At 57.6% G+C, this 22,858-nt stretch carries 28 protein-coding genes; 13 read left to right on the top strand and 15 right to left on the bottom strand.

Going from position 1 to position 22,858, the window contains the following annotated elements; all coding sequences use genetic code 11:
- The first annotated feature begins 76 nt into the window (after positions 1 to 76).
- The 9 genes from ACX8ZY_RS10520 (at position 77) to ACX8ZY_RS10480 (ending at position 6,464) form a co-directional block, all read left to right on the top strand.
- Complete coding sequence (locus ACX8ZY_RS10520) at positions 77 to 661, top strand: YceI family protein (RefSeq protein ID WP_010245067.1); 585 nt, start codon at positions 77 to 79, stop codon at positions 659 to 661.
- Positions 662 to 1,119: 458 nt separating this feature from the next.
- The gene (locus tag ACX8ZY_RS10515; protein WP_033767187.1) at positions 1,120 to 2,100 is read left to right on the top strand and encodes a 6-phosphofructokinase; all 981 of its coding nucleotides are present in this window, start codon (positions 1,120 to 1,122) and stop codon (positions 2,098 to 2,100) included.
- 10 nt (positions 2,101 to 2,110) lie between these two features.
- Positions 2,111 to 2,425 (top strand): PTS sugar transporter subunit IIB, encoded by a 315-nt coding sequence (locus tag ACX8ZY_RS10510; RefSeq protein WP_010245062.1) that lies wholly within the window; start codon positions 2,111 to 2,113, stop codon positions 2,423 to 2,425.
- Positions 2,418 to 3,785 (top strand): PTS sugar transporter subunit IIC, encoded by a 1,368-nt coding sequence (locus tag ACX8ZY_RS10505; protein WP_050679525.1) that lies wholly within the window; start codon positions 2,418 to 2,420, stop codon positions 3,783 to 3,785. The genes ACX8ZY_RS10510 and ACX8ZY_RS10505 overlap by 8 nt, the downstream gene beginning before the upstream one ends.
- Entirely contained in the window at positions 3,772 to 4,614 is an 843-nt protein-coding gene (locus ACX8ZY_RS10500; RefSeq protein ID WP_459259844.1) for a class II fructose-bisphosphate aldolase, read from the top strand. The genes ACX8ZY_RS10505 and ACX8ZY_RS10500 overlap by 14 nt, the downstream gene beginning before the upstream one ends.
- Before the next feature lie 95 nt (positions 4,615 to 4,709).
- A complete protein-coding gene (locus ACX8ZY_RS10495; protein ID WP_010245053.1) occupies positions 4,710 to 4,979 on the top strand; it encodes a hypothetical protein in 270 nt (89 codons plus the stop codon).
- 9 nt (positions 4,980 to 4,988) lie between these two features.
- Positions 4,989 to 5,426 (top strand): PTS sugar transporter subunit IIA, encoded by a 438-nt coding sequence (locus ACX8ZY_RS10490; protein ID WP_250488557.1) that lies wholly within the window; start codon positions 4,989 to 4,991, stop codon positions 5,424 to 5,426.
- Complete coding sequence (locus ACX8ZY_RS10485) at positions 5,423 to 6,046, top strand: AAA family ATPase (RefSeq protein ID WP_323170145.1); 624 nt, start codon at positions 5,423 to 5,425, stop codon at positions 6,044 to 6,046. Before ACX8ZY_RS10490 ends, ACX8ZY_RS10485 begins: the two co-directional genes overlap by 4 nt.
- Positions 6,015 to 6,464 carry a thiol-disulfide oxidoreductase DCC family protein gene (locus tag ACX8ZY_RS10480; RefSeq protein ID WP_459259841.1) on the top strand — a complete coding sequence of 150 codons (450 nt, stop codon included), beginning with the start codon at positions 6,015 to 6,017 and terminating at the stop codon, positions 6,462 to 6,464. The genes ACX8ZY_RS10485 and ACX8ZY_RS10480 overlap by 32 nt, the downstream gene beginning before the upstream one ends.
- Here the strand turns inward: ACX8ZY_RS10480 and ACX8ZY_RS10475 are convergent.
- On the bottom strand, positions 6,451 to 7,389 hold the full coding sequence (locus tag ACX8ZY_RS10475) for a quinone oxidoreductase family protein (protein ID WP_033779210.1): 939 nt from the start codon (positions 7,387 to 7,389) through the stop codon (positions 6,451 to 6,453). The genes ACX8ZY_RS10480 and ACX8ZY_RS10475 overlap by 14 nt on opposite strands.
- Positions 7,390 to 7,462: 73 nt before the next feature.
- Here ACX8ZY_RS10475 and ACX8ZY_RS10470 point away from each other — a divergent pair, with 73 nt between their 5' ends.
- Together ACX8ZY_RS10470 and psrA are read left to right on the top strand one after the other, a co-directional pair.
- Positions 7,463 to 7,954 (top strand): MarR family winged helix-turn-helix transcriptional regulator, encoded by a 492-nt coding sequence (locus tag ACX8ZY_RS10470; protein ID WP_010670119.1) that lies wholly within the window; start codon positions 7,463 to 7,465, stop codon positions 7,952 to 7,954.
- Positions 7,955 to 7,968: 14 nt separating this feature from the next.
- Positions 7,969 to 8,868, top strand: coding sequence for an L-proline-binding transcription factor PsrA (gene psrA, locus ACX8ZY_RS10465; RefSeq protein ID WP_033767197.1), 900 nt, complete (start codon positions 7,969 to 7,971; stop codon positions 8,866 to 8,868).
- Here the strand turns inward: psrA and ACX8ZY_RS10460 are convergent.
- From ACX8ZY_RS10460 to ACX8ZY_RS10440, 5 genes are all read right to left on the bottom strand, one after another.
- Complete coding sequence (locus ACX8ZY_RS10460) at positions 8,843 to 9,652, bottom strand: molybdate ABC transporter substrate-binding protein (RefSeq protein ID WP_158131710.1); 810 nt, start codon at positions 9,650 to 9,652, stop codon at positions 8,843 to 8,845. The genes psrA and ACX8ZY_RS10460 overlap by 26 nt on opposite strands.
- A gap of 10 nt (positions 9,653 to 9,662) precedes the next feature.
- Positions 9,663 to 10,970, bottom strand: coding sequence for an MFS transporter (tcuC, locus tag ACX8ZY_RS10455; protein WP_122458509.1), 1,308 nt, complete (start codon positions 10,968 to 10,970; stop codon positions 9,663 to 9,665).
- A gap of 323 nt (positions 10,971 to 11,293) precedes the next feature.
- Positions 11,294 to 12,004 (bottom strand): ArsR/SmtB family transcription factor, encoded by a 711-nt coding sequence (locus ACX8ZY_RS10450; RefSeq protein ID WP_158131709.1) that lies wholly within the window; start codon positions 12,002 to 12,004, stop codon positions 11,294 to 11,296.
- Positions 12,005 to 12,008: 4 nt separating this feature from the next.
- A complete protein-coding gene (locus ACX8ZY_RS10445) occupies positions 12,009 to 12,392 on the bottom strand; it encodes an amino acid-binding protein (protein WP_010245033.1) in 384 nt (127 codons plus the stop codon).
- Between the two features lies 1 nt (position 12,393).
- Positions 12,394 to 12,708, bottom strand: a complete 315-nt coding sequence (locus ACX8ZY_RS10440) for an antibiotic biosynthesis monooxygenase family protein (RefSeq protein ID WP_010245030.1) — start codon at positions 12,706 to 12,708, stop codon at positions 12,394 to 12,396.
- 125 nt (positions 12,709 to 12,833) lie between these two features.
- Between ACX8ZY_RS10440 and ACX8ZY_RS10435 the strand changes: the two genes are divergently transcribed.
- Positions 12,834 to 13,727 (top strand): dihydrodipicolinate synthase family protein, encoded by an 894-nt coding sequence (locus tag ACX8ZY_RS10435; RefSeq protein ID WP_182504744.1) that lies wholly within the window; start codon positions 12,834 to 12,836, stop codon positions 13,725 to 13,727.
- Between the two features lie 19 nt (positions 13,728 to 13,746).
- On the opposite strand, the gene ACX8ZY_RS10430 is transcribed toward ACX8ZY_RS10435, so the two are convergent.
- The 3 genes from ACX8ZY_RS10430 to ACX8ZY_RS10420 all read right to left on the bottom strand — a co-directional run bounded on the left by ACX8ZY_RS10430 (position 13,747) and on the right by ACX8ZY_RS10420 (position 15,398).
- The gene (locus ACX8ZY_RS10430; protein WP_022625673.1) at positions 13,747 to 14,241 is read right to left on the bottom strand and encodes an AAA family ATPase; all 495 of its coding nucleotides are present in this window, start codon (positions 14,239 to 14,241) and stop codon (positions 13,747 to 13,749) included.
- Positions 14,242 to 14,562: 321 nt separating this feature from the next.
- On the bottom strand, positions 14,563 to 14,802 hold the full coding sequence (locus tag ACX8ZY_RS10425; RefSeq protein WP_010245020.1) for a hypothetical protein: 240 nt from the start codon (positions 14,800 to 14,802) through the stop codon (positions 14,563 to 14,565).
- Between the two features lie 266 nt (positions 14,803 to 15,068).
- The gene (locus tag ACX8ZY_RS10420; RefSeq protein WP_010245017.1) at positions 15,069 to 15,398 is read right to left on the bottom strand and encodes a cupin domain-containing protein; all 330 of its coding nucleotides are present in this window, start codon (positions 15,396 to 15,398) and stop codon (positions 15,069 to 15,071) included.
- A gap of 139 nt (positions 15,399 to 15,537) precedes the next feature.
- Between ACX8ZY_RS10420 and ACX8ZY_RS10415 the strand changes: the two genes are divergently transcribed.
- Positions 15,538 to 16,176: an RpiB/LacA/LacB family sugar-phosphate isomerase gene (locus ACX8ZY_RS10415; RefSeq protein ID WP_003853539.1), complete on the top strand. Its 639-nt coding sequence runs from the start codon at positions 15,538 to 15,540 to the stop codon at positions 16,174 to 16,176.
- A gap of 70 nt (positions 16,177 to 16,246) precedes the next feature.
- On the opposite strand, the gene ACX8ZY_RS10410 is transcribed toward ACX8ZY_RS10415, so the two are convergent.
- The 6 genes from ACX8ZY_RS10410 to ACX8ZY_RS10385 form a co-directional block, all read right to left on the bottom strand.
- The gene (locus ACX8ZY_RS10410; protein ID WP_421664939.1) at positions 16,247 to 17,011 is read right to left on the bottom strand and encodes an ABC transporter ATP-binding protein; all 765 of its coding nucleotides are present in this window, start codon (positions 17,009 to 17,011) and stop codon (positions 16,247 to 16,249) included.
- A gap of 9 nt (positions 17,012 to 17,020) precedes the next feature.
- A complete protein-coding gene (locus ACX8ZY_RS10405) occupies positions 17,021 to 17,887 on the bottom strand; it encodes an ABC transporter ATP-binding protein (RefSeq protein WP_421665376.1) in 867 nt (288 codons plus the stop codon).
- Complete coding sequence (locus ACX8ZY_RS10400; RefSeq protein ID WP_033787892.1) at positions 17,859 to 18,764, bottom strand: ABC transporter permease; 906 nt, start codon at positions 18,762 to 18,764, stop codon at positions 17,859 to 17,861. Before ACX8ZY_RS10400 ends, ACX8ZY_RS10405 begins: the two co-directional genes overlap by 29 nt.
- Entirely contained in the window at positions 18,761 to 19,792 is a 1,032-nt protein-coding gene (locus ACX8ZY_RS10395) for an ABC transporter permease (protein WP_010245000.1), read from the bottom strand. Before ACX8ZY_RS10395 ends, ACX8ZY_RS10400 begins: the two co-directional genes overlap by 4 nt.
- Complete coding sequence (locus tag ACX8ZY_RS10390) at positions 19,789 to 21,420, bottom strand: ABC transporter substrate-binding protein (RefSeq protein ID WP_033787890.1); 1,632 nt, start codon at positions 21,418 to 21,420, stop codon at positions 19,789 to 19,791. The genes ACX8ZY_RS10395 and ACX8ZY_RS10390 overlap by 4 nt, the downstream gene beginning before the upstream one ends.
- A gap of 123 nt (positions 21,421 to 21,543) precedes the next feature.
- On the bottom strand, positions 21,544 to 22,698 hold the full coding sequence (locus ACX8ZY_RS10385; RefSeq protein WP_010244993.1) for a mandelate racemase family protein: 1,155 nt from the start codon (positions 22,696 to 22,698) through the stop codon (positions 21,544 to 21,546).
- Between the last annotated feature and the right edge of the window lie 160 nt (positions 22,699 to 22,858).

Raw genomic sequence — 22,858 nt, 5'->3', positions numbered from 1 at the left:
CGACAAATCTCTTCACTGTCTATTCCGGGCGAACTGGACCACACTCAATTCACTTTGTCCGCATAAGGAATTGACCGTGAAAAACTTCAAACGTATTGCACTGCCCCTGTTAGCCGCTGCCACCCTCTACGCCCCGTTGTCTCAGGCTGAGGCGATGCACTACCAGCTGAATCCTGAGCATACGTCGGTGATTGTTGCCTGGAACCACTTCGGCTTCTCAAACCCTACCGCTGATATCCCTGATGCAACCGGTAACCTGGTGTTTGATAAAGATCATCCAGAGGCATCACGCGTTGACGTGACCCTGCCAGTCAGCAAAATCGACAGCCACGTGGCTGCGCTGACCAAAGAATTCAAAGGCGCTGAGTACTTCGACACCGCTAAATATCCGACTGCGACCTTCCACAGCACCAAAGTGGTGGCGAAGGGCGACAACAAATTTGATGTTGAAGGCAACCTGACCCTGAAAGGGATCACCAAGCCAGTTACGCTGCACGCGACGCTGAACAAGCAGGGCGAGCATCCGATGGTGAAAAAGCAGGCGATTGGTTTTGATGCCACCGGCACCATCAAGCGTTCTGACTTCAAGCTGGACAAATATGTCCCAGCGGTAAGCGACGAGGTCACTCTGACTCTGTCTACTGAAGCCTACGCCAAGTAAGCTTTTTGGGACGTAGCGGCTTGCTGCTACGCCCCTTATTCGTTTTTTCTGCGCCTTCTTCCCCTCTGAAATCTATTCTGCCCGCCTGTTTATCTGCCATAAAATAATCCGGATATCTCCTCATCAACTATTTTCTGAACGCTTTATCTGGCCCGGAACCGGGAAAAATGAGGCGAAAGTCACAAATTTGCAACAGCACGGAATAAGCCACTCAGTGCCGCTGTGTGGCGAAATAAAATTCAGATGCCTTCTGAACTAACTTATTGATTTATATCGTTTCACTCTAATCGGCCTTCCCGCGAATAGTGTGATTTTGATCTCATAAACCGCCGTTCAGACACCCCTGTCAATAACCCCGCCCAAAAAATACCGCTCGTAACTGTGATCTCCTCTGCAAATAGCAACCCCACGAACCGGAAGAATGGCCCTCAGCAGATTAAGACAGCGAGGTGAGGGAAATGCGAATTGGAATGGTGATCAGTGGCGGTGATGTAACCGGCATTAATAATTTTGTCTTCCAGTTAGGGCGTCTGACGCAGGCGGAGATCGTGATATTTGATGGTGGCATTCCCGGCCTGCTGGCAAATAACCATCGTGATATCAGCCAGCGTGATCTGCTCGACTTTTCCATCGCCTCAATTCCGGTTATGCAATCGGGACGCACGCAAAAGAAACTGGTGCGCAGCGAATATGAATGTATTGCCCGCCAGCTGAAAAGCGCCCGTATTGACGTATTAATTATGGCGGGCGGTGACGGGTCGCTGCAATTTCTCCATACCCTGTCGGAGTCTGGCGTTAATTGTTTCGGCGTCGGCATGACCATCGATAATGATGTCTTCGGCAGTGATTACACCCTGGGTTTTTCCACCGCCTGCGAGCAGGTATTAAAAGAGGTCGCGAAACTGCGGAATACCGGGCGCGCCTTACCTGGCCGGGTATTTATGCTGGAGTTACTCGGCGGCTACTGCGGCGAATTAACCCTGCAGTCGGCGATTAAATCCAATGCGGACATTGCGCTGATCCCGGAGTGCCAGATTCCTTTGCCACAGCTGGCGCAGCGCATCACCCGGCGGCTGGCAGAACAGAACAGCGTGATCATTCTCTGTTCAGAAGGCTACACCCGCGAATATTCGCCCGGTTTTCAGGGGGCTATCGACACCTTAATCAAACAGCTTGAGCCGCTTATTGGCGTACGCGTCCGTAAAACTATCCTCGGTTACGGGCTGCGGAATGGTGATCCCACCTGCGAAGAGATTTATCAGGGCACCATTATGGCCAGTGAAGTGGTGCGTTGTATTCAGTCAGGCATGCGGAATAAAGCGGTCATTATTAATGGCAGCAATAAACCGATTCCGATTGATTTAATAAGCATGCAAAAACGCCTGGTCGATATTGACGGGCACCATTATAAACTCGCTAAACAACTCAATATATTGTGAGGAGAAAACCATGCTGAAAATATTATGTGTCTGTGGTTGTGGCTTAGGATCCAGTTTTGCGATTGAGATGAGCGCAAAAGCGGTTTTAAAAAAACTGGAGATTGAGGCCGATATCGATCACACCACCATTTCAGAAGCGAATGCCTTTAAGTCGGACATGATTCTGACGCAAAAAGCCTTTGCCGATGTGTTAAATGCCGACGCCAGTCCGGAACAGATTAAGCGGGTCATTATTCTTAACCGGCTCACCGATAAAGCGGAAATAGAGCAGAAGATCCTGGCCTTTTTAAAAGAACGCAACGTAAAGGTCGCCGCCCATGAATAGTGTGATCGACTTCCTGGTAAAAGATCTGCTGGGGCAGGCGTCTATTCTGATCGCCTTTATTGCCCTGATCGGTCTGCTGCTGCAAAAGAAATCCGCAGGCAAGGTGGTGGAAGGCACCTTTAAAACCCTGCTCGGCTTTTTAATTATGATGGCGGGTATCAATATTATTGTGGGAACCCTGACGTTCCTCAATACCATTTTTACCCACGGCTTTGGCATGCGCGGCTATATCACCGATGTTGCCGCCATTGCCGGGCTGGCTAACCGTGAGCTGGGGTCTGAAGTGGCACTGACGCTGCTGGTGATCTTTATCGTCAATATCATCATCGCGCGACTGACGCCCTTTAAGTACATCTTCCTCACCGGCCAGGCCCTGCTGTGGATGGCGACGATTGGCGCGGTGATTGGCTACAAAGCGGGGCTGACCGGTCTGCCGCTGATCCTGACCGGCGGTATCTTTGGCGGGGTCATGGCCGTGGTGATGCCTGCGCTGGCGCAGCCGGTGGTACGACGTATTACCGATTCGGACGACGTTGCCCTGGGTCACTTCTGCACCATTGGTTATCTGGTCACTGCGGCGGTCGCCAAAGTGGTCGGCAAAGGATCGCGATCCACTGAAGATCTGAAGCTGCCCGATAACTTCAAGTTTCTGCAGGATACCTATCTGTCGATGGCGCTGGTGATGGTGCCGATGTACCTGATCCCCGCCGTGGCGGCCGGTCCGGCGTTTATCGCCCAGTACAGCAACGGCATGAACTACCTGATGTACGCCTTTATGCAGTCGATTCAGTTCGTGGCCGGAGTCTTTGTGCTCTACAGCGGCGTTCGTCTATTGCTGAACGAGCTGGTGCCTGCCTTCCGCGGTATCGCCATGCGTGTCGTGCCGGATGCCAAACCGGCGCTGGACTGCCCGGTTATGTTTCCCTATGCCCCGAACGCGGTGATTGTTGGCTTTCTCGCCACCACGCTCGGCTCAATTGTTGGCATGCTCGTCTTCCCGATGTTTGGTCTGGCGATGATCCTGCCTGGCCTGCTGACCAACTTCTTTGCCGGTGGCACCGCCGGGGTATTTGGTAATGCCATGGGCGGACGGCGCGGCGCGATGATCGGCGGCTTCGTCCACGGCCTCTTTATCACCATTCTGCCCGCCATCCTGGTGCCGATGCTGGAGAGCTATGGCTTCACCGGTGTGACCTTCAGTGACTCAGATGTCATCAGTACCGGCCTGGTGCTCGGCCACGCCTTCCAGAATAACTGGCTGTTCGTTGCTCTGTTTATTGCCTTTGTTACCGCGCTTGCCTGGTTTGTTAATGGCAAATCCACAAAACCTCAAGAGGAAAAAATCCATGAAACTTTATAACTTCGCCGATCTGTTACAGCTGGCTAAACAGCGCGACTTTAAAGCGGTGGGTTCTTTTAATCTTCACTGCCTGGAGATGCTGCCCGCCTATTTTAGAGCGGCAGAGAAAACCAATAGTCCGTTAATGATTCAGATCTCCACCGGCACGGCGAAATATCTCGGCCATAAATTACTGGTCGATGCCATTAAATCGCTGTCAGAGAGCAAAAATGTCCCGACCTGTCTGCATCTCGATCACTGTTCCGATTTAGCGGCGATTCAGACAGCGATTGATGCCGGATTCAGTTCCGTGATGTATGACGGGTCCCATCTGTCAATTGAGGAGAATATTGCCAATACCCGCCGGGTGATCGATATGGCGCGTCCGCACAATGTTTCGGTAGAAGCGGAGCTGGGCGCGATTGGCGGCTCGGAAGATGGTAAATGTGTGGAGATGGAGGCGATTGCGTTTACGCCGGTGGAAGATGCGCGCCGTTTTGTCGAAGAGACCGGCGTCGATATGCTGGCGATCTCCATCGGCACCGTGCATGGACTTTACACCGGTAAAGCGCATATTCAGCATCAGCGGCTGGCAGATATCACGGCGGCAACCCACACGCCACTGGTGCTGCACGGCGGCACCGGCGTCAGCGATGAAGATATGCGGCTGGCGGTCAGCAGCGGTATTGAGAAGGTCAATGTCGGCACCGAAATGAATGTTCAGTGGGTAGCGCAGTGCAAATCGACCTTTGAAAAAGGCAAGGTCAATGACAGCGTGCGTAATTTCCTGGTGCCGGCCAATGATGCGGTAACCAGTGTGCTGGTAGAGAAGATGCAGTTATTCCGGTAATCGCCCGTTTCGCCATCACCGGCTTATTGCGTCAAACCTTTTATAATTACCTATTAATCTGAGCCACCCCGACATGCTACGGGGCAGGAGAGCCTATGTTTGGATTCTTAAAAAAGTCTCCGGCTGTGGAACAACCCAGCGAGCAGCAGCAGGATCATCTGGCGGAATTAAGTCGCGAGAAAATAACGCAACTGGAGCAGCAGCTGGCTATTAATCCGCGTGATGGCGAAACGCAAAAACAATTAATGCTGGAATATAACCGGGCATTAAGCTTATTTGCGAAAAGCCGTCGCTATCGCAATGAAATTGATGCGCTGTTTGTCAAAATCGATGAATTACGCAATGTGGTTCGCCAGTCGATTTAAGGAGAGCTGATGACGATTAAGCAGTTATTGCAAGAGGCAAACGCTATTCAGATTGGTATCGACGCCACGGACTGGCGTCAGGTTATCGCGCTGGCTGCCGAACCCCTGGTCAGTGGCGGCTATCTCGATGCCTCTTATCCTGATGCGGTCATCGCCAATACGCTGGCCCATGGCGCTTACTACGTGTTTGAGGAGGGGATCGCCATTCCCCATGCGCGACCGGACGCGGGGGTGATCCGCGACTGTTTCAGTATGATTGTGTTAAATGAGCCGATCTCGTTTGAGGGCAGTGACAAAGCGGACATTGTCATCATGTTTGGCGCGCGTGACAGCAATGCCCATATAGAAGAGGGGATCCGCGCGATTGTGTCGCTGCTGGAAGATGAGGAAACGCTGGTCCGGTTACGTCAGGCCAGCAGCATCGCGGAGGTCATTGATATTTTATGACGCTAAAAACACCGTTAAAACGCGTGGTGCTGGTTAATGGCATTCCGGCTTCGGGTAAAAGCACCCTGACGCACGCGCTGTCACAACAGTTTGGCTGGCCGGTGCTGACGCTCGATAGCCTGAAAGAACCCTTTATGCACGCTTTTGCGCCGGTCGATCGCCAGCGTAACCGGCAACTGGGCTGCGCGGCCTATCAGGCGATCTGGAACATCGTCGCGCAGGCTCCCGCCAGTCAGATCTGGCTGATCGACGCCTGGTTTGGGTTCCAGCCCCGTACGCTGCTGGAGCAGGGACTGAAACAGGCGGGCGTGGAAGAGGCGCTGGAGCTATGGCTCAAGATTGAACCGGAAGCGGCGGTGGCGCGCTATCAGGCGCGGCTGTCACAGCGGCTGCCGGGCCATCCGGGTGCGGAGTATTTGCCGGAGCTGCGCCAGCTGGCACAACAGGCCACTCCGATGGCGCTGGGCCAGGTGTATGAGGTTGATGCCTGCGTTCAGGATCACGCTGCCGTCATTCACTGGCTGCAGCAGCAACTGACCAGAACCCGCTACACTTCAGTTCATCATCAGAGGAGTGAGGAGTTGCAGGATGTCGTCGCCCCCTTATCTGCAAACCGGTGAAAGCGCCGTGCTCTACGACGGCGTCTGTAAGCTGTGCAACGGCTGGGTTCAGTTCCTGCTGCGTCGCCATCTGGCGCGGCAGGTCCGTTTTGCCTCGGTGCAGAGCGAGCAGGGCAAAGCGCTGCTGCGCTGGGCCGGCATGCCGGAAGAGAACATCAGTACCATTGTTTACATTGACGGTAATCAGCACTGGCTGCGGGCGCAGGCGGTGTTTCGCGTGATGCAGCACCTGCCGGCCCCGTGGCGCGGGCTGGCGGTGCTGCGCCACTTTCCCGACGCGATCAGTAATTTTGCCTACGACCGTATCGCGTTAAACCGCTATAAGCTGTTTGGGCGTTACAGCAGCCAGCACGCCATCCAACCCGATTATCCTGGTCGATTTCTGCATGAGGTGGAGCAGACGGTCACGGAAGGGTAAATACCGTCCGGCAACGGCTGTCGTCGCTCTGCCATTCCTCCGCGATATCACTTAATGGACGCGACCGGAAAGGAATGGTAAAACCGTGCGGTCCGGCGGCCTGCAGCATTTCCCCTATTGAGGCGATCAGTTCACGGTCTGGCACACTGCCCAGCCCGCTTCCCATCAGTGTTAGCCCGGATGAGCGCAGCAGCTTACTGTGCAGGGAAATCTCCTGCCCGCTCAGCGAACCAATCTGCACAAAGCGCACGATTTTTTCGCCACCCCGAACCGCCGCAGTCATGATTGCCAGTGCGCTCTCACCCCACAGATAATCCAGTACTACATCAACGCCCTCTGCCATCAGGGCGGGGAGTTCGGTGGGCAGCGCATCCAGCGTCAGAGTGATATCAGCACCCTCATTGTGCAACTGCTGCAGCGTTTCTCTGTTACGGCCGGTGACAATGATTTTGCCTGCACCCAGCGCGCGGGCAATGCGGATCGCCAGGCGACCCGAAGTGCCGGTCGCGCCATTGATCAGCACGGTCTCGCCGGGGCGAAGTGCGGCCCGACGGGTCAGCGCTGTCCAGGAGGACATGCCCGGATTCGCGAGAGCTGCTGCCAGCACCGGATCAAGGCCAGAAGGCAGTGGGATGATGTGTTCTCTACTGACCACCGTCCGCTCGGCCATACTGCCCGAGGCGGAGTCAAAAGCCAGAAAGTAGACAGCCTCGCCGTTGTCGAGGTAGCCCGTTCCGTCAATGCCCGGAATAAACGGGAATTGCGAAACGGCGCTGTAGTGGTTGCCCGCCGCCCGGGCTTTCGCCAGCTGGCTGAGTGCTGCGGCTCTGACGGTGATCCGCTGCTGATGCTCACCGGCCTGGGGTTCCGGTCTGTCACCGTAGTGAGGTTTTGCGCCTGCCTGATCGATTATCGCTGCTTTCATGGTTGGTCTGCCTTCTGTCTGGGAGTTATTAGGTGTAAAGTACACACATTATTCCTGCCTCAGGATGGCGTCAATGAAAAGTGTGCAAAATACACATAAATACGATGCGCTGCATAATTGTCTGCTGACGATTGCAGGCGCGCTTAACCGCCCCCAGCGCGATATGGCGATGATTAAAGCGGCGGGTATTGAACTGGATCGGGCGCTGTTTCCGCTGCTGGTTCAGGTCAGCCGGTTCGGGCCGATCGGCGTAGGCGAACTGGCCGATCGGGTGGGGCGTGACTACAGCACGGTCAGCCGTCAGGTGGCGAAACTGGAGGAAACCGGGCTGGTCGTGCGGCAGAAAAATCAGCAGGACAAAAGGATTAACGAGGCAGCCATTACCGCAGATGGCCGGGCGATGACCGATAAAATCGATGCGCAGCGCGTGCAGGTCTATCAGCGTGTTTTCCGGCACTGGCCGGACAGCGATCGCGAGGCGCTGGAGCAACTGCTCAGCAGATTTGTTACCGATTTTACCCTTACGGAAGGTGACGAAAATGATGACAAGCATGATGCGGTTTAAGGGAAGAGGGATTTATGCCGGTTAATTTCGATCTCAACGATCTCTATGCGTTTCGCGCGCTGGTGGAGTTTGGCAATTTTCGCCTGGCGGCAGAATCGATCTGTCTCTCACAGTCGGCGCTGAGCCGCCGGATAGATAAGCTGGAAACCTCGCTGGGGATCAAACTGTTTGAGCGTACCACGCGCCGCGTCACGCTGACGCTGAAGGGGCATGCGTTTGCTCAGCGCTCGGATAAGTTGCTGGCTGATTTTGAGGAGGTCATGGCCGATCTCAGTGAGGTGAGCTTAGCCCGCACGGGACTGATTACCGTGGCCTGCGTGCCGTCAGCCGCCTACTACTTTATGCCCAACATTATCCGGCTGTTTCAGGCGCGCTATCCCCGCGTACGAGTCAAACTGATCGACAGCAGTGCGGCTAACGTTTATGACGCGGTGATTGGCGGTCAGGCCGACTTTGGCATCAGTTTTTCCAGCCGCTCGCAGCCGGATGTGCATTTCCAGCCGCTGATGGATGATCCCTACGTGGCGGCCTGTCGGCGTGACCATCCTGTAGCCGGCAAAAAGAGTCTGAGCTGGCAGGCGTTTTATCAGTATGAATGGGTCGGGCTGGATAAAACCTCCGGCAATCGCAACCTGCTGGATCAGGCGCTGCAGGCGATCATGCCGGAGAAACCCTGTATCTGTGAAACCCGGCACGTCACCACCATGCTGGGGATGGTTGAGGCGGGGCTGGGCATTGCTGCCGTCCCCGCCATGTCGATGCCTGGCTACGATCACGCCCTGCTGATGGCGGTTCCATTGACCGATCCGCAGGTGAAACGCACCGTGGGTCTGCTACGTAAAAATGGCCGGACGCTGTCGCACATTGCGGGCGAACTGGAGAACCTGATTATTGAACAGTATCAGCGTCTCTGACCGGTTTTGACGCTTTCACGGTGTGCAGTCCGCTGGCGTGCACCGCCTGTTGTGCTTCAGAAGAGGCGAGCCAGCGCAGCAGCTTAGCCGCCTCATCCGGCTGCGCTGACTTGCGCACCACGGCTCCGGCGAAGCGGGTGGTGTATTGCAGCTTGTCCGGCAGTTCACCAATAAAAGTAACGCCCGGCACCGGCAGCAGCTCACTGACCTGCTGAAAGCCGATAGCGTATTTACCGGCCGCGACCTCTGAGGCCACCGGGATGCGCTCAACCTTCACCGCTTTCCCCTTAACCTGATCCTCAATGCCCAGGCGGCTGAACAGCTGGCTGCTGACATACTTACCGCTGGCGCTGTCAGAGTAGGCGATGGAGCTGGCGTTCAGCAGAGCAGTACGCAGCGCGCTTTCGCTGCCGATCTTAACCGGCGTGGCACCCTGTCTGATCACCGCGCCGATGCGGGAGTCCGCCAGCTCAACCCGTGAACCCGGCAGCGTCTCGCCCTGTTTTTGCAGATCGCTTAGCGCATCGCCGACCATAATCACCACATCGGCCGGTTCACCGCGCGCCAGTCGGGCCGGAATGGCCTGCGGGGTTTTGCCCATAGACGGACCGGCGACGGTGTTGATAGTGATCCCTTCACGCTGGGCGAAGCGGGGCGAGAGCGTATCCCACGCGGCTTTAAACCCGCCGGAGATCATCACCGTCAGCTCTTTTGCCTGCGCCGTGGTGCTGCCCGCCACGCTGAACAGCAGAGCAGCGTACAGCGACATCGTTTTCAGTTTCATTTTACGTTCCTCAGCTAACGGTTTCATGGGCAGGTGATACGGCACTGCGTGTACGACGATAGAGATAAAGTGTTGCCCCCAGGGCGCAGACTGCGGCAAAACTCATCCAGTAGCCTGGCGAGGCTTTATCGCCGGTCATCTCAATCAGGCCGGTTGACATCACCGGCGTAAACCCGCCAAACAGCGCAGTTGCCAGGCTATAGGCCAGCGAGAAGCCCGCCACGCGCACTTCCGCTGGCATGATTTCGGTCAGCGCCGGGATCATCGCGCCGTTGTAGAGACCATAGATCATTGAAAGCCACAGCAGCACGCCCAGCATCATCGAGAAGCCCGGTGCGGCGGCCAGCATGCTCAGAGCCGGATAGGTGGTGACGATCGCCAGCAGGGTCATGGCGACCAGCACAGGCTTGCGACCAAAGCGGTCGGAGATCGCACCGCCAATCGGCAGCCAGATAAAGTTCGATACCGCCACCAGCAACGTCACCAGCAGGCTGTCAGAGGCGCTGAGCAGCAGCACTTTCTTGCCAAAGGTCGGCGCGTAAACCGTAATCAGGTAAAACGCTGTCGTGGTCATTGCTACCATCAGCATCCCGGCAATCACCACCTGCCAGTTGGCGAGCAGGATGCGGAACACCTGCTTCACATCGGGATGGCTGCGACGGTTGTTGAACTCCTGGGTCTCTTCCAGCTTGCGACGCAGCAGGAAGATAAACGGCACGATCAGGCAGCCAAACAGGAACGGAATCCGCCAGCCCCATTCACGGATGGCACTCTCTTCCAGCACCGCGTTGAGGATAAAGCCCATCGCCGCCGCCACCATAATCGCGACCTGCTGACTGCCCGACTGCCAGCTGGTGTAGAAGCCCTTGCGGCCTGGTGTGGCGATCTCTGCCAGATAGACCGACACGCCGCCCAGCTCTGCACCGGCGGAGAAGCCCTGCAGCAGCCGACCGATCAGCACCAGCAGCGGCGCCCACAGGCCAATACTCTGGTAAGAGGGGATCAGCACGATCATAAAGGTGCCCGCCGCCATGATGGAGAGCGTGACGATCAGCCCTTTACGACGACCGACCTTATCGATGTACGCCCCCAGCACTACCGCGCCAATCGGGCGCATCAGGAAGCCTGCGCCAAATACGGCAAAGGTCATCATCAGTGAGGCGAACTCACTGCTGGCCGGGAAAAAGGTATGGGCGATATAGGTGGCATAGAAACCGAACAGGAAGAAGTCGAACTGTTCGAGAAAGTTGCCTGAGGTAACACGGAATATTGCGCCAATCCTGGCGCGGTGAGTCATGGGTGAGGTTGTCTGCATCAGTAACTCCAGTAAGTTTTGACGCTTTTTGCCGCGCCTGTCACTGAAGAGTGGATCAGCGCCCGGCGCTAAATAAGTGCAAAAAGGGCATCGATTAATGTGCCAGCCGCATGATTGCCACGCGTTATCACTTAAAGTGTTTCGCATTCAATAGGTTAAATGACGGGATGGTTTTTTTGTGCCTGTTAGTGAGTCTGAGAGGAGTTTGCGAAAATGTGACAGATTTCATAAGCGTGTTGCAGGCGAATAGGGGGAATCTGGCTTGTCTGAGGCCATCAGCGCAGAGTCTGGCGGCAAAAAGGGTTCAGAACGCAGGCAGCAAGGCGTCAGGGAAAGGTTATGCCAAAAACCTGATGTAAATGTCGGACGCCCGCTACGGTAAACACCACTTCACGGTAGCCAGGCTGCCGGGTTAGCCAGCCCTGCGTTTCAAAGGCACTCAGCAGCGCTGCACCCGCGTAGCCGCCGAGATGGAACCGGCGCTCACTCCAGTCGAGACAGCCACAGCAGGCTCTGCGGCGTCCGGGCTGTGACAGATCAATCTGCAACGCCGCAAACTGCTGCAGACCCAACAGGGTGACAGCGCTGCCTTCCGGCGTGATCCAGCCCTGTTGCGCCATTGCGGCATAGATCTGCACCGCAATCTCACCGGCCAGATGGTCGTAACAGGTGCGGGCGGTGCGAAGCGATGTTGGGGTGGTGCTCGCCGGCGCGGCAATCCGTCGCCAGGACACGCCCATCATGTTCTCAATCAGCGTAGCGATGTCACTGCCGGTCAGTCGGTAATAACGGTGACGCCCCTGCGCCACGCAGACGATCAAGCCGCTGGTGATCAACCGGTTCAGATGGGCGCTGGCGGTTGAGGGCGCCACGTCGGTGACGGCACTGAGTTCGGTGGCGGTCCAGGCGCGTCCATCCATCAGCGCGGACAGCATCTTCACCCGTGACGGATCGGCCATTGCGGCGGCGACGCCCACAATCGCATTCTCAAGTGCTTCGCTATCGTCAGGTGCGTTATGCGGTTGTGGAGTTGCCATCAGATTACAGTGCCCATTCTGTGGTCAGCCCGGCGGCTGATCGATTGTTATCGGTGATCAGGATCAGCTGGTTAGCGTGATCGCTGTATTGCACCAGGATGTTGATTCCGGCATCGGCAAGGCGTGCAGTGATCGCCCCCAGCTCGCCGGGACGCTGTTGCGGTAACCTGCGAATAAGCGGGACGTTAACTGCCTCGACGGCGATACCTTCTGCTTCAAGCACGGCCCGCGCCCGTTCGCCTTCCTCAACCAGAAAATGAGCGTGGCTCTGTTCACCAAAGGAGAACAGGCCGCCGCCTTCCAGGCCAATCCCATGACGGCCCAGCAGCGTGGTGAGCCGGGAAAGTGTGCCTGGACTATTTTGCAGGATGACATGAATATCGAACATGTTAATTTACTCCCTGTTGTGAGGCATATTCTCTGATCAGCGTGACGATGCGAAGACGGTAACCGGCAAAAAGGGTCTCGCGGCCTTCACGCTGTGCGGCCTGGTGACAGAGGTTGCGCTTCCAGGCCAGCACCGATTCTTCATCGCGCCACCAGGAGAGCGAGAGAATTTTTTTCTCATCGGTCAGGCTTTGAAAGCGCTCAAGAGAGATAAACCCGCTGTTTTGCATCAGCAGCGGTTTAAGGTCGGCAGCCAGTTGCAGGTAACGCATCTGGTGTTCGGGTCGGGCTTCGGCTTCAAATAGTACGGCAATCATCGCTATCCTCCTTTGGGTGATAGCGCAAAAATAGCGGGCGGGGCGGGTTGATGCTTCGTCCGGTAACGAAATATGGCTGCAGGGGCGACCTCCAGCCGGTGCAATCTTGTAATGGAGCAGATGATATGTTCAGCGGACTCAGTGCGTTCCCCCTTACTCCCTTTGCGGCAGGCAAGCCCGATGAGGCGGCTTTTTTGCGGCTGCTGCGCAGGCTGATTGATGCAAAAGTCGATTCCCTTGGCGTGCTGGGGTCCACCGGCAGCTACGCCTATCTCACCCGCGCGCAGCGCAGGCGTATCGCAGAACTGGCGGTGGAACATGCAGAGTCGATTCCGGTGATGATCTGCATTGGTGCGGTGGGCACTGACGAGGTGCTGGCGCTGGCGGAGGACGCGCAACAGGCGGGCGCGGCCGCGTTATTGCTGCCGCCGCTGGGTTATCAGACGTTGAATGAAGATGAGGTGTTCACGCTTTTCGAGACCGTAACGCGACACGCCTCGGTGCCAGTCTGTATCTATGACAATCCCGGCACCACCCATTTTACGTTTTCCGATGCGCTGCTGAGCCGGATCGCCGCACTTTCCGGTGTCGGGTCAGTGAAAATTCCTGGGGTACCGGCGGAGCAATCTGCGGCTAACGATCGCCTCGCTCAGCTGCGCGGCACGCTGCCAGATTCCGTGTCGATTGGCGTCAGCGGCGATGCTTCTGCCGCCAACGGGCTGATTGCGGGCTGTGATGGCTGGTATTCGGTGTGCGGCGGACTGTTTCCGCGCGTTGCAAAAGCGATGACCGAAGCGGCGGCCGCAGGCGACCATCAGAGCGTCAGGGCGCAGTCCGATCGCCTGCAGCCGTTATGGGCGCTGTTCCGCCAGCATGGCGGCAGTTTCCGGGTGATCAGCGCTGCGGCGGGGCTGCTGGGACTCACCGAACGCGACTGCCTGCCGCGCCCGCTGCTGCCGCTCTCCGATGCGCACTGCCAGCAGATTGCTGACGTGCTCGCGGCACTCGACCTCTCTTAAGATCCCGCGCCAGAAGGCATTAACCGTGGCGCACCAGGTTAAAGCCTTCTTCCTCCTGCGGCGCTTCGAAATAGCGGGTAATCAGCGCGAACTGCTCGTCCGTTGCGGCAAAGGCGTGTTCGCCGCCCTGATTTCGGGCGTGCAGGCGCGATTTACACAGCGCATCCGGTACGTCCAGATAATGCAGACGATGGTCGGCAGAGGTTGCCTTAATCACCGACATCATCCAGTCGCGATTCGCCCGGGTGTTGGCAGGAAAATCGAGCACCACCGACACCCCTGCGTTAAGCAGCGCGACCAGATGAGGCGTCATCGCCTTTCTGAGTTTTGCCGCATAGCGCACGTAATCGGCCACCGACTGCATCTCGTCCTGATAAAGCGCGGCGAGCCACTGATCCTCGCTGATCACCACGCAACCGGGGGCGGCGCTCAGCTCCGCCGCCAGCGTCGATTTCCCGGAGGCAATTTTTCCACACAGCAGATGCAGCGTGGCGGGGGCAAAAGTCATGGTCATATCACTCCTGTGTCAGCCTGATAGTGAACCGCGCGCATTACGAGAAGGGAAAGTAAAGCAGGTCTCGCCGAAGCGGGATTCAGGCTAACAAAACAGGGGAGATATAAGCAATGAGAGGCAAAAAGTTGCTGGTGAGTAAAACCCGGTTTACCGCGCGTAACAGTCTCTGCTGCTGCGGGCGTTACTGCATTCAGAAAAAACCGCGGCTTTCGCTGGGCATGTTGACACGCCTGAACGGGGAAGTGCGGTCAGGCGTTGAGTGCAATATCAGATACGCTTTCAGAAAGGGGGGAATTGGCGCTGAACAGCTGGCAACTGACTTCATTTTTGTGCCATCAGCAACGTCAGCAGTTCGCGGCAGCATGCCTCTTCTTCTGCACTGTCTGCGGATGCCAGATGGCGCAGCAGTTCCATACAGCTTTTTTCCTTGCCCGCTTCCAGTAACTCTTCGATCAGAAAGTTGAGTTTGTCCTGTTCAGACACGGCAAAGGATGAACTAAACTCATTTTTGACCGGGCCACTGTGATTCACCGGCAACGTGAGGGTGTTTTGCATTGGCATAATATTGTCCTGTTTCGGGTTAAAAAATGTTCGGCGATTGCTATTAAACTTATACAACGATCCGGAATTTGTACAGGAATCTGCCCGATTGATTTTCAGGACGAAGCTAAGCGCAGCGCGGTTGCGGCGTAAATGTCAGCTAATCATTAAGTTAGCGGGAGAAGGAATTTCAGAAAAATTCTGCGGGCCTGAGGCAGGATGCGGAGACGGGAAAAACCAGGTCAGTCCTGCGTCAGGTCAACAGGCGGCCCACCGGGCCGCATGCACTATTTAGCGGTCAGGAAATCTTCGCGCTGCGGTGTAAACGTATCCAGTAATGTGCCCGCCTCAAGACAGACACAGCCATGAACCACATTGGGCGCTTTATAGAGCGTATCTCCTGCGCCCACCTCACGCGTTTCACCATTGATGGTGAAGGCAAAACGTCCGCTCAGCACATAGGTCAGCTGCTCGTGGGGATGGTGATGCAGCGGGCCGACAGCCTCTTTCTCAAAAATCACTTCTACCGCCATCATGGTGCCGCCGTACGCCAGCACGCGGCGGGTCACGCCGTTGCCCAGATCTTCCAGTGGTCGCTCTTTATGGTAGATAAACATCGCAATCCTCCTGCGGTTGCCCCTGCTGCGGTGACCGTTTTGTGATGGATCTCACAGCACTCGGGTGAATTAGTTTATGCACTTTAGTGGTTTTTCACTAAAATGAAACGGTGTTTCAATTAATTTATAAGGGTAGATCATGAAAATCGCGTTAATGATGGAAAACAGCCAGGCCGCTAAAAACGTTACCGTGCTGAAAGAACTGGAAGGCGTCGCACAGCCACTGGGCCATCAGGTCTTCAACGTCGGTATGAGCGATGAGCAGGATCACCACCTGACCTATATTCACCTCGGCATTCAGGCCAGCGTGTTGCTCAACAGCCAGGCCGTGGATTTCGTGGTCGCGGGTTGCGGCACCGGGCAGGGCGCGCTGATGTCGCTTAACATTCACCCGGGCGTCGTCTGCGGCTACTGTATCGATCCGGCGGATGCCTACCTGTTTGCCCAGATCAACAACGGTAATGCCTTATCTCTGCCGTTCGCCAAAGGCTTTGGCTGGGGCGCTGAACTTAACCTGCGCTTTATCTTTGAAAAAGCCTTCACCGGCGAGAAGGGCAATGGCTATCCGCCAGAGCGTAAAGAGCCGCAGGTGCGTAATGCCGGTCTGCTGAATCAGGTCAAAGCTGCCGTGATCAAAGAGAACTACCTCGACACGCTGCGCGCCATCGACCCTGAACTGGTGCGTACTGCCGTTAGTGGCCCACGTTTCCAGCAGTGTCTGTTTGAGCATGGCAAAAATCAGGAAATCGTCGCTTTTGTGCGTCAGCTGACCCACTAACGCATCCGGGGTCATAAGGCCGGTCTGACCGGCCTTTTTTTATTCTCTCTTTCCCGACATCAGCTGAACGTCAGCTCTGCTGCGCCAGCGTCGGATTGTAATGGCGACTCGCCTCCACCAGCATCCGGGTGTAGGGCATCGCGGCGCGGTCGGCCACCAGCGTCGGCACATCCAGCGTCTCCAGCACCTTGCCCTGTTGCATAACCGCCACGCGATGGCAGAGGTGCGCCACCACGCCGAGATCGTGTGTCACCATCAGATAGGTCAGGTTCTCCTGCTGCTGCAGATCGCTGAGCAGATTGAGGATCTCCGCCTGCACCGAAACATCCAGTGCGGAGGTCGGCTCATCCAGCAGCAGCACGCGCGGCTCTAAAATCAGCGCACGGGCAATCGCCACGCGCTGACGCTGACCACCGGAAAGCTGGTGCGGATAACGCGTCTGCCAGGCGCGATTCAGCCCGACCTTATCCAGCATCGCCACGACGCGCTGCTGGCGCTGCCCGATACCCTGAATCTGTAATGGCTCTTCAAGGATATCGCCCAGCGTATGACGCGGATGCAGGGAGCCATAAGGGTCCTGAAACACCATCTGCACCTGACGGCAGCGCGCCCGATCGATGCGGTGCGCCAGCGGCTGGCCATCAATGGTCAGCTCTCCCTGCCAGTGATTAAACAGGCCCGCCAGACACTTCAGCACCGTGGTTTTACCCGAGCCTGACTCACCGACCAGCCCGAAGATTTCACCCTGTTTAACCTGCAGGCTGACGTCGAACAGCACCTGTTTACGGCGACCCTCTTCACCAAAACTCAGGTTGAGATTTTTCACCTCAATCATCGTAACTCCTTAGTCAGTTAGCCAGCTGGCGTGACGTTGTAACACCGGCAGACGGGTGCGCCGCCGATCAAGGTCGGGCAGTGCTGCCAGCAGTCCCTGGGTGTAGGGATGCTGCGCGCGGTCAAGTTCGCTGGCGGCCAGCGACTCCACCACGCGTCCGGCATACATCACCAGCACCCGATCGCAGAAGCTGCGCACCAGATTGATATCGTGACTGATAAAAATCAGTCCCAGACCGCGCGCTTTCACCAGATCATCCAGCAGCGCCAGCACCTGCAGGCGAACCGAGACATCCAGCGCAGAGGTGGGCTCATCGGCAATCACCAGTTCCGGCTCGGTGATCAGCATCATGGCGATCATGACGCGCTGCCCCTGGCCGCCGGAAATCTCATGGGGATAGAGCTGATATACCCGTTCAGGATCGCGGATTTGCACTTCCTCCAGCATCGCCATCGCCCGCTGACGTGCCGCAGATTTCTGGCCGCGATGGTGACTGCGCCAGGCTTCGGCAATCTGTTCGCCCACCCGGATCACTGGATTCAGTGAATATTTTGGGTCCTGCATAATCATCGAGATGCGTTTGCCACGAATGGCGCGCATCTCTGCCGGGCTGGCGTGCAGCAGGTCGATATCGCCAAACTGCATCCGGCTCGCCTCAATGCGCGCCTTAGCCGGATGCAGCTGCAGCAGGGCGCGACCCACGGTCGATTTACCGGAGCCGGACTCACCGACAATCGCCAGCTTCTCCTGACCGAGCTGAAAGGAGACGCCACGCACCGCCGGGGTTATCTGGCGTCCGTTAACAAAGTTCACGTGCAAATCGCGCACGTCGAGCAACGGCGAGGCGTTACTCACTGCGAGGATCGAGCAGGTCACGTAGGCCATCTCCTAAGAAGTTAAATGCCAGGCTATTAATCAGGATCGCCAGACCGGGAACGGTCACCACCCACCAGCACTCCAGCATGTAGGTGCGGCCACTGGCGATCATCGCGCCCCATTCCGGATCCGGCGGCTGCGCGCCCAGCCCGAGAAACCCCAGCCCGGCGGCGGTGAGGATAATGCCCGCCATGTTCATGGTGATGCGGATAATCACCGACGGCAGGCAGAGGGGAATAATGTGCTTCCAGAGCACCCGCAGCGGCGACGCGCCCTGTAAGCGCACCGCCGAGATAAAGTCCGCCTGACGCAGCGACAGCGTTTCAGCGCGGGCCAGACGGGCTATGGGTGGCCAGGCAGTGAGTGTAATCGCGATCACCACATGCTCCAGACCCGGCCCCAGCGCGGCAACAAAGGCCAGCGCCAGTACCAGGCTCGGGAAGGAGATAAAGATATCGGTGACGCGCATCAGCACGCCGTCGACTTTGCCGCCAAAATAACCGGCGGTGACGCCCAGCAGCAGGCCCAGCGGCCCGACGGTGACCGATACCAGCAGCACGATGTAGAGCGTGATGCGTGCGCCCCACACCAGACGACTGAAGATATCCCGGCCAAACTCGTCGGTGCCGAACCAGTGGGCCGCGCCGGGAGCCGTCAGCGCATTGTTCAGATCCTGAACCAGCGGGTGATACGGCGCGATCCAGGGCGCGAACAGCGCCACGATGCAGAGCACCAGCACAATGCCACCACCAATCGCGGTCAGGGGATTACAGGCCATGCGCCAGAGGAAATAGCCGCAGCGGGCAGCAAAACGCTGACAGCGCACCAGCCGCTCACGGGAATGACTCACAGACGCAGCGTCAAAAGAGATCGTCATACTTTGGTCCTCGGATCGAACACCTGATAGAGCAGGTCGGAGATCAGGTTAAGCAGCACAAAAATCAGGCCCACCACCAGCACACAGCCCATCACCGCATTCATATCGCCCAGCATCAGGCTGCCGGTGAGGTAGGAACCAAAGCCGGGCCAGGAGAAGACGGTTTCAATCAGCACCGCGCCCTCCAGCAGCGAGCCATAGGCCAGCGCCACCACGGTCAGCAGCTGCACCAGGATATTGCGGAAGGCGTGCTGCCAGATCACCTGCCATTCAGTCAGGCCTTTGACCCGCGCGGTCAGAATGAACTCCTGCGACAGCTGCGCGAGCATAAAGCTGCGCGTCATGCGGCTGATATAGGCCATGGAGTGAAAGCCGAGCAGCGAGGCGGGCAGCACCAGATGATTCAGCGCATTCCAGAATACCTGGCTGTTGCCCGCCAGCAGAGCGTCAATCAGCATAAAGCCGGTGCGACGCGGCACGATGCCATCCAGACTGAAGTCCACCCGACCTGCGCCGCCGACCCAGCCGAGATGGGCATAGAACAGCAGCAGGCCAATCATGCCGACCCAGAAGATTGGGGTGGAGTAACCGGCCAGGCTGAGCATCCGCACCACATAGTCGATGACGCTGTTGCGACGCGCCGCCGCCAGCACACCCAGCGGCACGCCCAGTCCTGCGCCAATCACAATCGCCAGCGTGGCCAGCTCTACGGTTGCCGGAAAGACGCGCACAATGTCATGCACCACCGGCTGACCGGTGAGCAGCGCATGGCCGAGATCGCCATGCAGCAGCGCGTTAAGGTAGATGCCAAACTGCACCCACAGCGGTTTATCAAAGCCGAGCTGGTGATAAACCTGCTGATAGGTGGCCTGATCGGCGTCAGGGCCGACAATCGCCAGCACCGGATCCAGCGGCATTACCCGGCCAATAAAAAAGGTCAGTAGCAGCAGGCCGAACAGGGTAATCACTACCTGCACCGCGCGATGGCTGATGCGGCGGCACTGAGTTCGGGTCAGGGTCAGGATCATAGGGTGCCTCCCGCTTTGGCTTCAGGGGTTTTCCAGACATCGCGGAGGAAGGTGGTCGCTGAGGGATGCGGCTGATAAGCCTGCACTCGGTTGCTGACCACCACGGAGTCGAGCATTTGTGAAATCGGCATCAGTGCAGGTACCAGCTGGTCATAGCGCTGCTGGATGGCGTAATAGGCCTGCTGCTGGCGGGTTTTGTCGCGCTCCACCAGCGCCTGATCGATCATGCTGTTGAGCTGCGCGTCATAGAAACCGGTGCGCCAGCCCTGGAAGTTGGTCAGCCGGGCGCTGTCAGCATTATTCGGGTTATAGACCAGCGCGCGCAGGCTGGAGTGGGGATGCGGCTCCACGCCGCTGCCGCCGCGTCCGACCAGCAGACTGAACTGGCGGTCGCGCATCGCGCCATAGATCTGGTTACCGGTGCCGGTGATGATTTTTGCGCGGATCCCGCCCTGGAGCAGCGTCGACTGCACGGCGATGGCGATGTTCAGAAAGGGCTGATCGGCCAGCACCCGCAGCGTGGTGTCGAAGCCGTCCGGATAACCCGCTTCAGCCAGCAGTGCGCGGGCGCGCGGCACATCGAGCCGGTAACCGGGATCGGGCAGCGTGGCGGGCATGCCAGCCTGAATCGGGCGCTGATGCAGCTCGCCATAGCCGGTCATCAGACTTTTATTGATGCCCTGATAATCGACCAGGTAGCGTACCGCCTCCCGCACTTTGATATTGTCGAAGTGCGGATCTTTCATGCTCATCGCCAGGTAGTAGATCGTTCCTTTTCTTACCGCATCAATGGTGAGGTCGGGGTCGTGCCGCAGGGCGCGCACGTCGGGGATCGCCATGTTACTGGCGATATCCAGATCGCCTTTCTCCATCATCAGCCGCAGGGTCTGCGACTCCTGCAGATGGCGGAACACCACCCGCGACATCTTCGCCTCGCCGCGCCAGTAATCGGTCGCACGACTCATGCGCAGCACATCTTTTGCCTGCCATACATCCAGCCGGAACGGGCCGGAGCCCGCTTCATGGGTGGTGAGCCAGCGGTTGCCCCAGTCGCCATCCACCTCATGCTGCTGCACGGTTTTGCTGTCCAGCACCACCATGCTGCCCAGCGCCGCCAGCGAGTAGATCACCAGTTGCGGATCGTTAGGTCTGGGCAGGGTGATCACCAGCGTGCGGTCGTCGGGTGCGGTAATCATCTGGTCAACGTTGTCGCGGCTGAAGCCGTACGATTTCCACACCGACGCCTGCGCCAGGTTCAGATGCAGCACCCGCCGCATCGACCAGACCGCATCGGCGCTGGTCAGCGGATTGCCGGAGTGAAACCTGACGTTGTCGCGCAGGTGAAAAGTCAGGGTGCGGTTATCCGGGCTGACTGACCAGCGTTCCGCCAGCGCCGGGCGCACCTCGGTGAGTTGCTGCGGGTTCAGCTCGACCAGTCCGTCATAGAGATTTACGACAATGCCGACCACTTCGTTGCCGGTCATAGCGGCCGGATCCAGGGTGAGCAGGTTATTCATATTCATGCCGACGATCAGCTGGTCATCCGGGGTCTTTGCCTGGATTGACGCGCTGCCCGTCAGCACCAGCAGCGTGATCAGCCACGCGCCACATCGTTGTGTCAGGGTCATAGGTAAAGTCCAGCAGGTCAGAGGTTTTCCCGTTTACGACTCTGCCTGCTGCTGGCCACCGGGATGGCAGGCAGCAGGCGGGCGACGGGGTTATTATTGTTTGCCGTACTTCGGTAGTGCGATTTACCAGCGGTTCAGCGTGTGCGTCTCAATCCAGCTGAAGTTAATATCCTCCCCCAGCCCGCTGCGGGTGGGCAGGGTGACAAATCCCTGATCGTCCATCGGGTCGATCAGGCTGTTGAGGTAGGCGGGCGGTGTTTCATAATCCAGGAAGGGATGCAGCAGGCCGCGCTCATACCAGCGGCAGTTACGGATCGCCCCGACCACCGCCAGGCTGGCCGCACCGTTGCCGTGCACTTCGCAATCCATGCCAAAGGCTTCAGCCAGATTCGCCACTTTCAGGGTGGGCGAGATGCCGCCTACGCCATTGGCACCGGCTCGCAGAATGTCGCAGGCTCCGGCACGCACCCAGTCGGCGCGGCTGTGATGTTTACCGCCCAGGCTCTCCGGACCAAGCACGTCGATAGAGAGGTTTTCGGCCAGCCAGGCGTAAGAGGCCATGCTCTCTTCCTCCATCGGCTCCTCGAACCAGGCGAAATTAAGCTTTTCCAGCGCCTTGCCGATGGTCAGCGCGTCACTGCGGCTGTACCAGTGATAGCCATCCAGCATCAGCGCGATATCGGGGCCCACCGCTTCACGCACCGCCGCGCAGGCTTTGATATCCATCGCCGGGCTGGGTGCGAAGGAGACCGGCGGCATCCAGGTGTGCAGCTTGATCGCCTGATACCCGCGCGCCACCAGCTTTTCCGCGAACTGCGCATACTCATCCGGCGTTGATAATCCACCGCTCAGCTCGTCACCACACATGGTGCTGCCGTAAGCCGGGATCTTCTCGCGATAGCCGCCCAGCAGTTTGTGGACAGGCTGTTTCAGCTTCCGTCCAATCAGATCCCACAATGCCTGCTCCACAGCGGAGAGCGCCCGCTCGGTGAGCTGATGGGCGCTGCCGCGCTGCCAGTGCACCAGATCCTGCCAGAGACGCTCCCGGTCAAAGGCGTTCTGACCGATCAGCACTTTGCGGAAAAAGGCATTAACCACATGGGATCGCACCACTTCCGGCGGCGCAAAGGCGTAACCACAGTCGCCTTCCTCGCTGGTCAGGGTCAGTAGCGCCATCTGCGCATCATTTTCCGGGCCAGGGTGGGAGTGTCCGGCGCTGTCGGCGCAGCGTTGGGTGGGATAGGTAAAAAGGGTGACATCAATGGCGCTGATCTTCACGGTTAAGCTCCTGTGGCAGTCTGTCCTGATGAATTATTAAAACGCTGTTTCATTTTCAATCTAGCCTTCACAATTCATTAACGCATTAGCCAAAACGATACGATTAATGGCTAATATGTGTGCAACTGCCCAGGGTGTTGTGAACATATTCACGAAAGCC

The organism is Pantoea sp. XAF26B01_ASV70, assembly GCF_054512635.1.
This window is presented reverse-complemented; position numbering and strand designations above follow the sequence as displayed.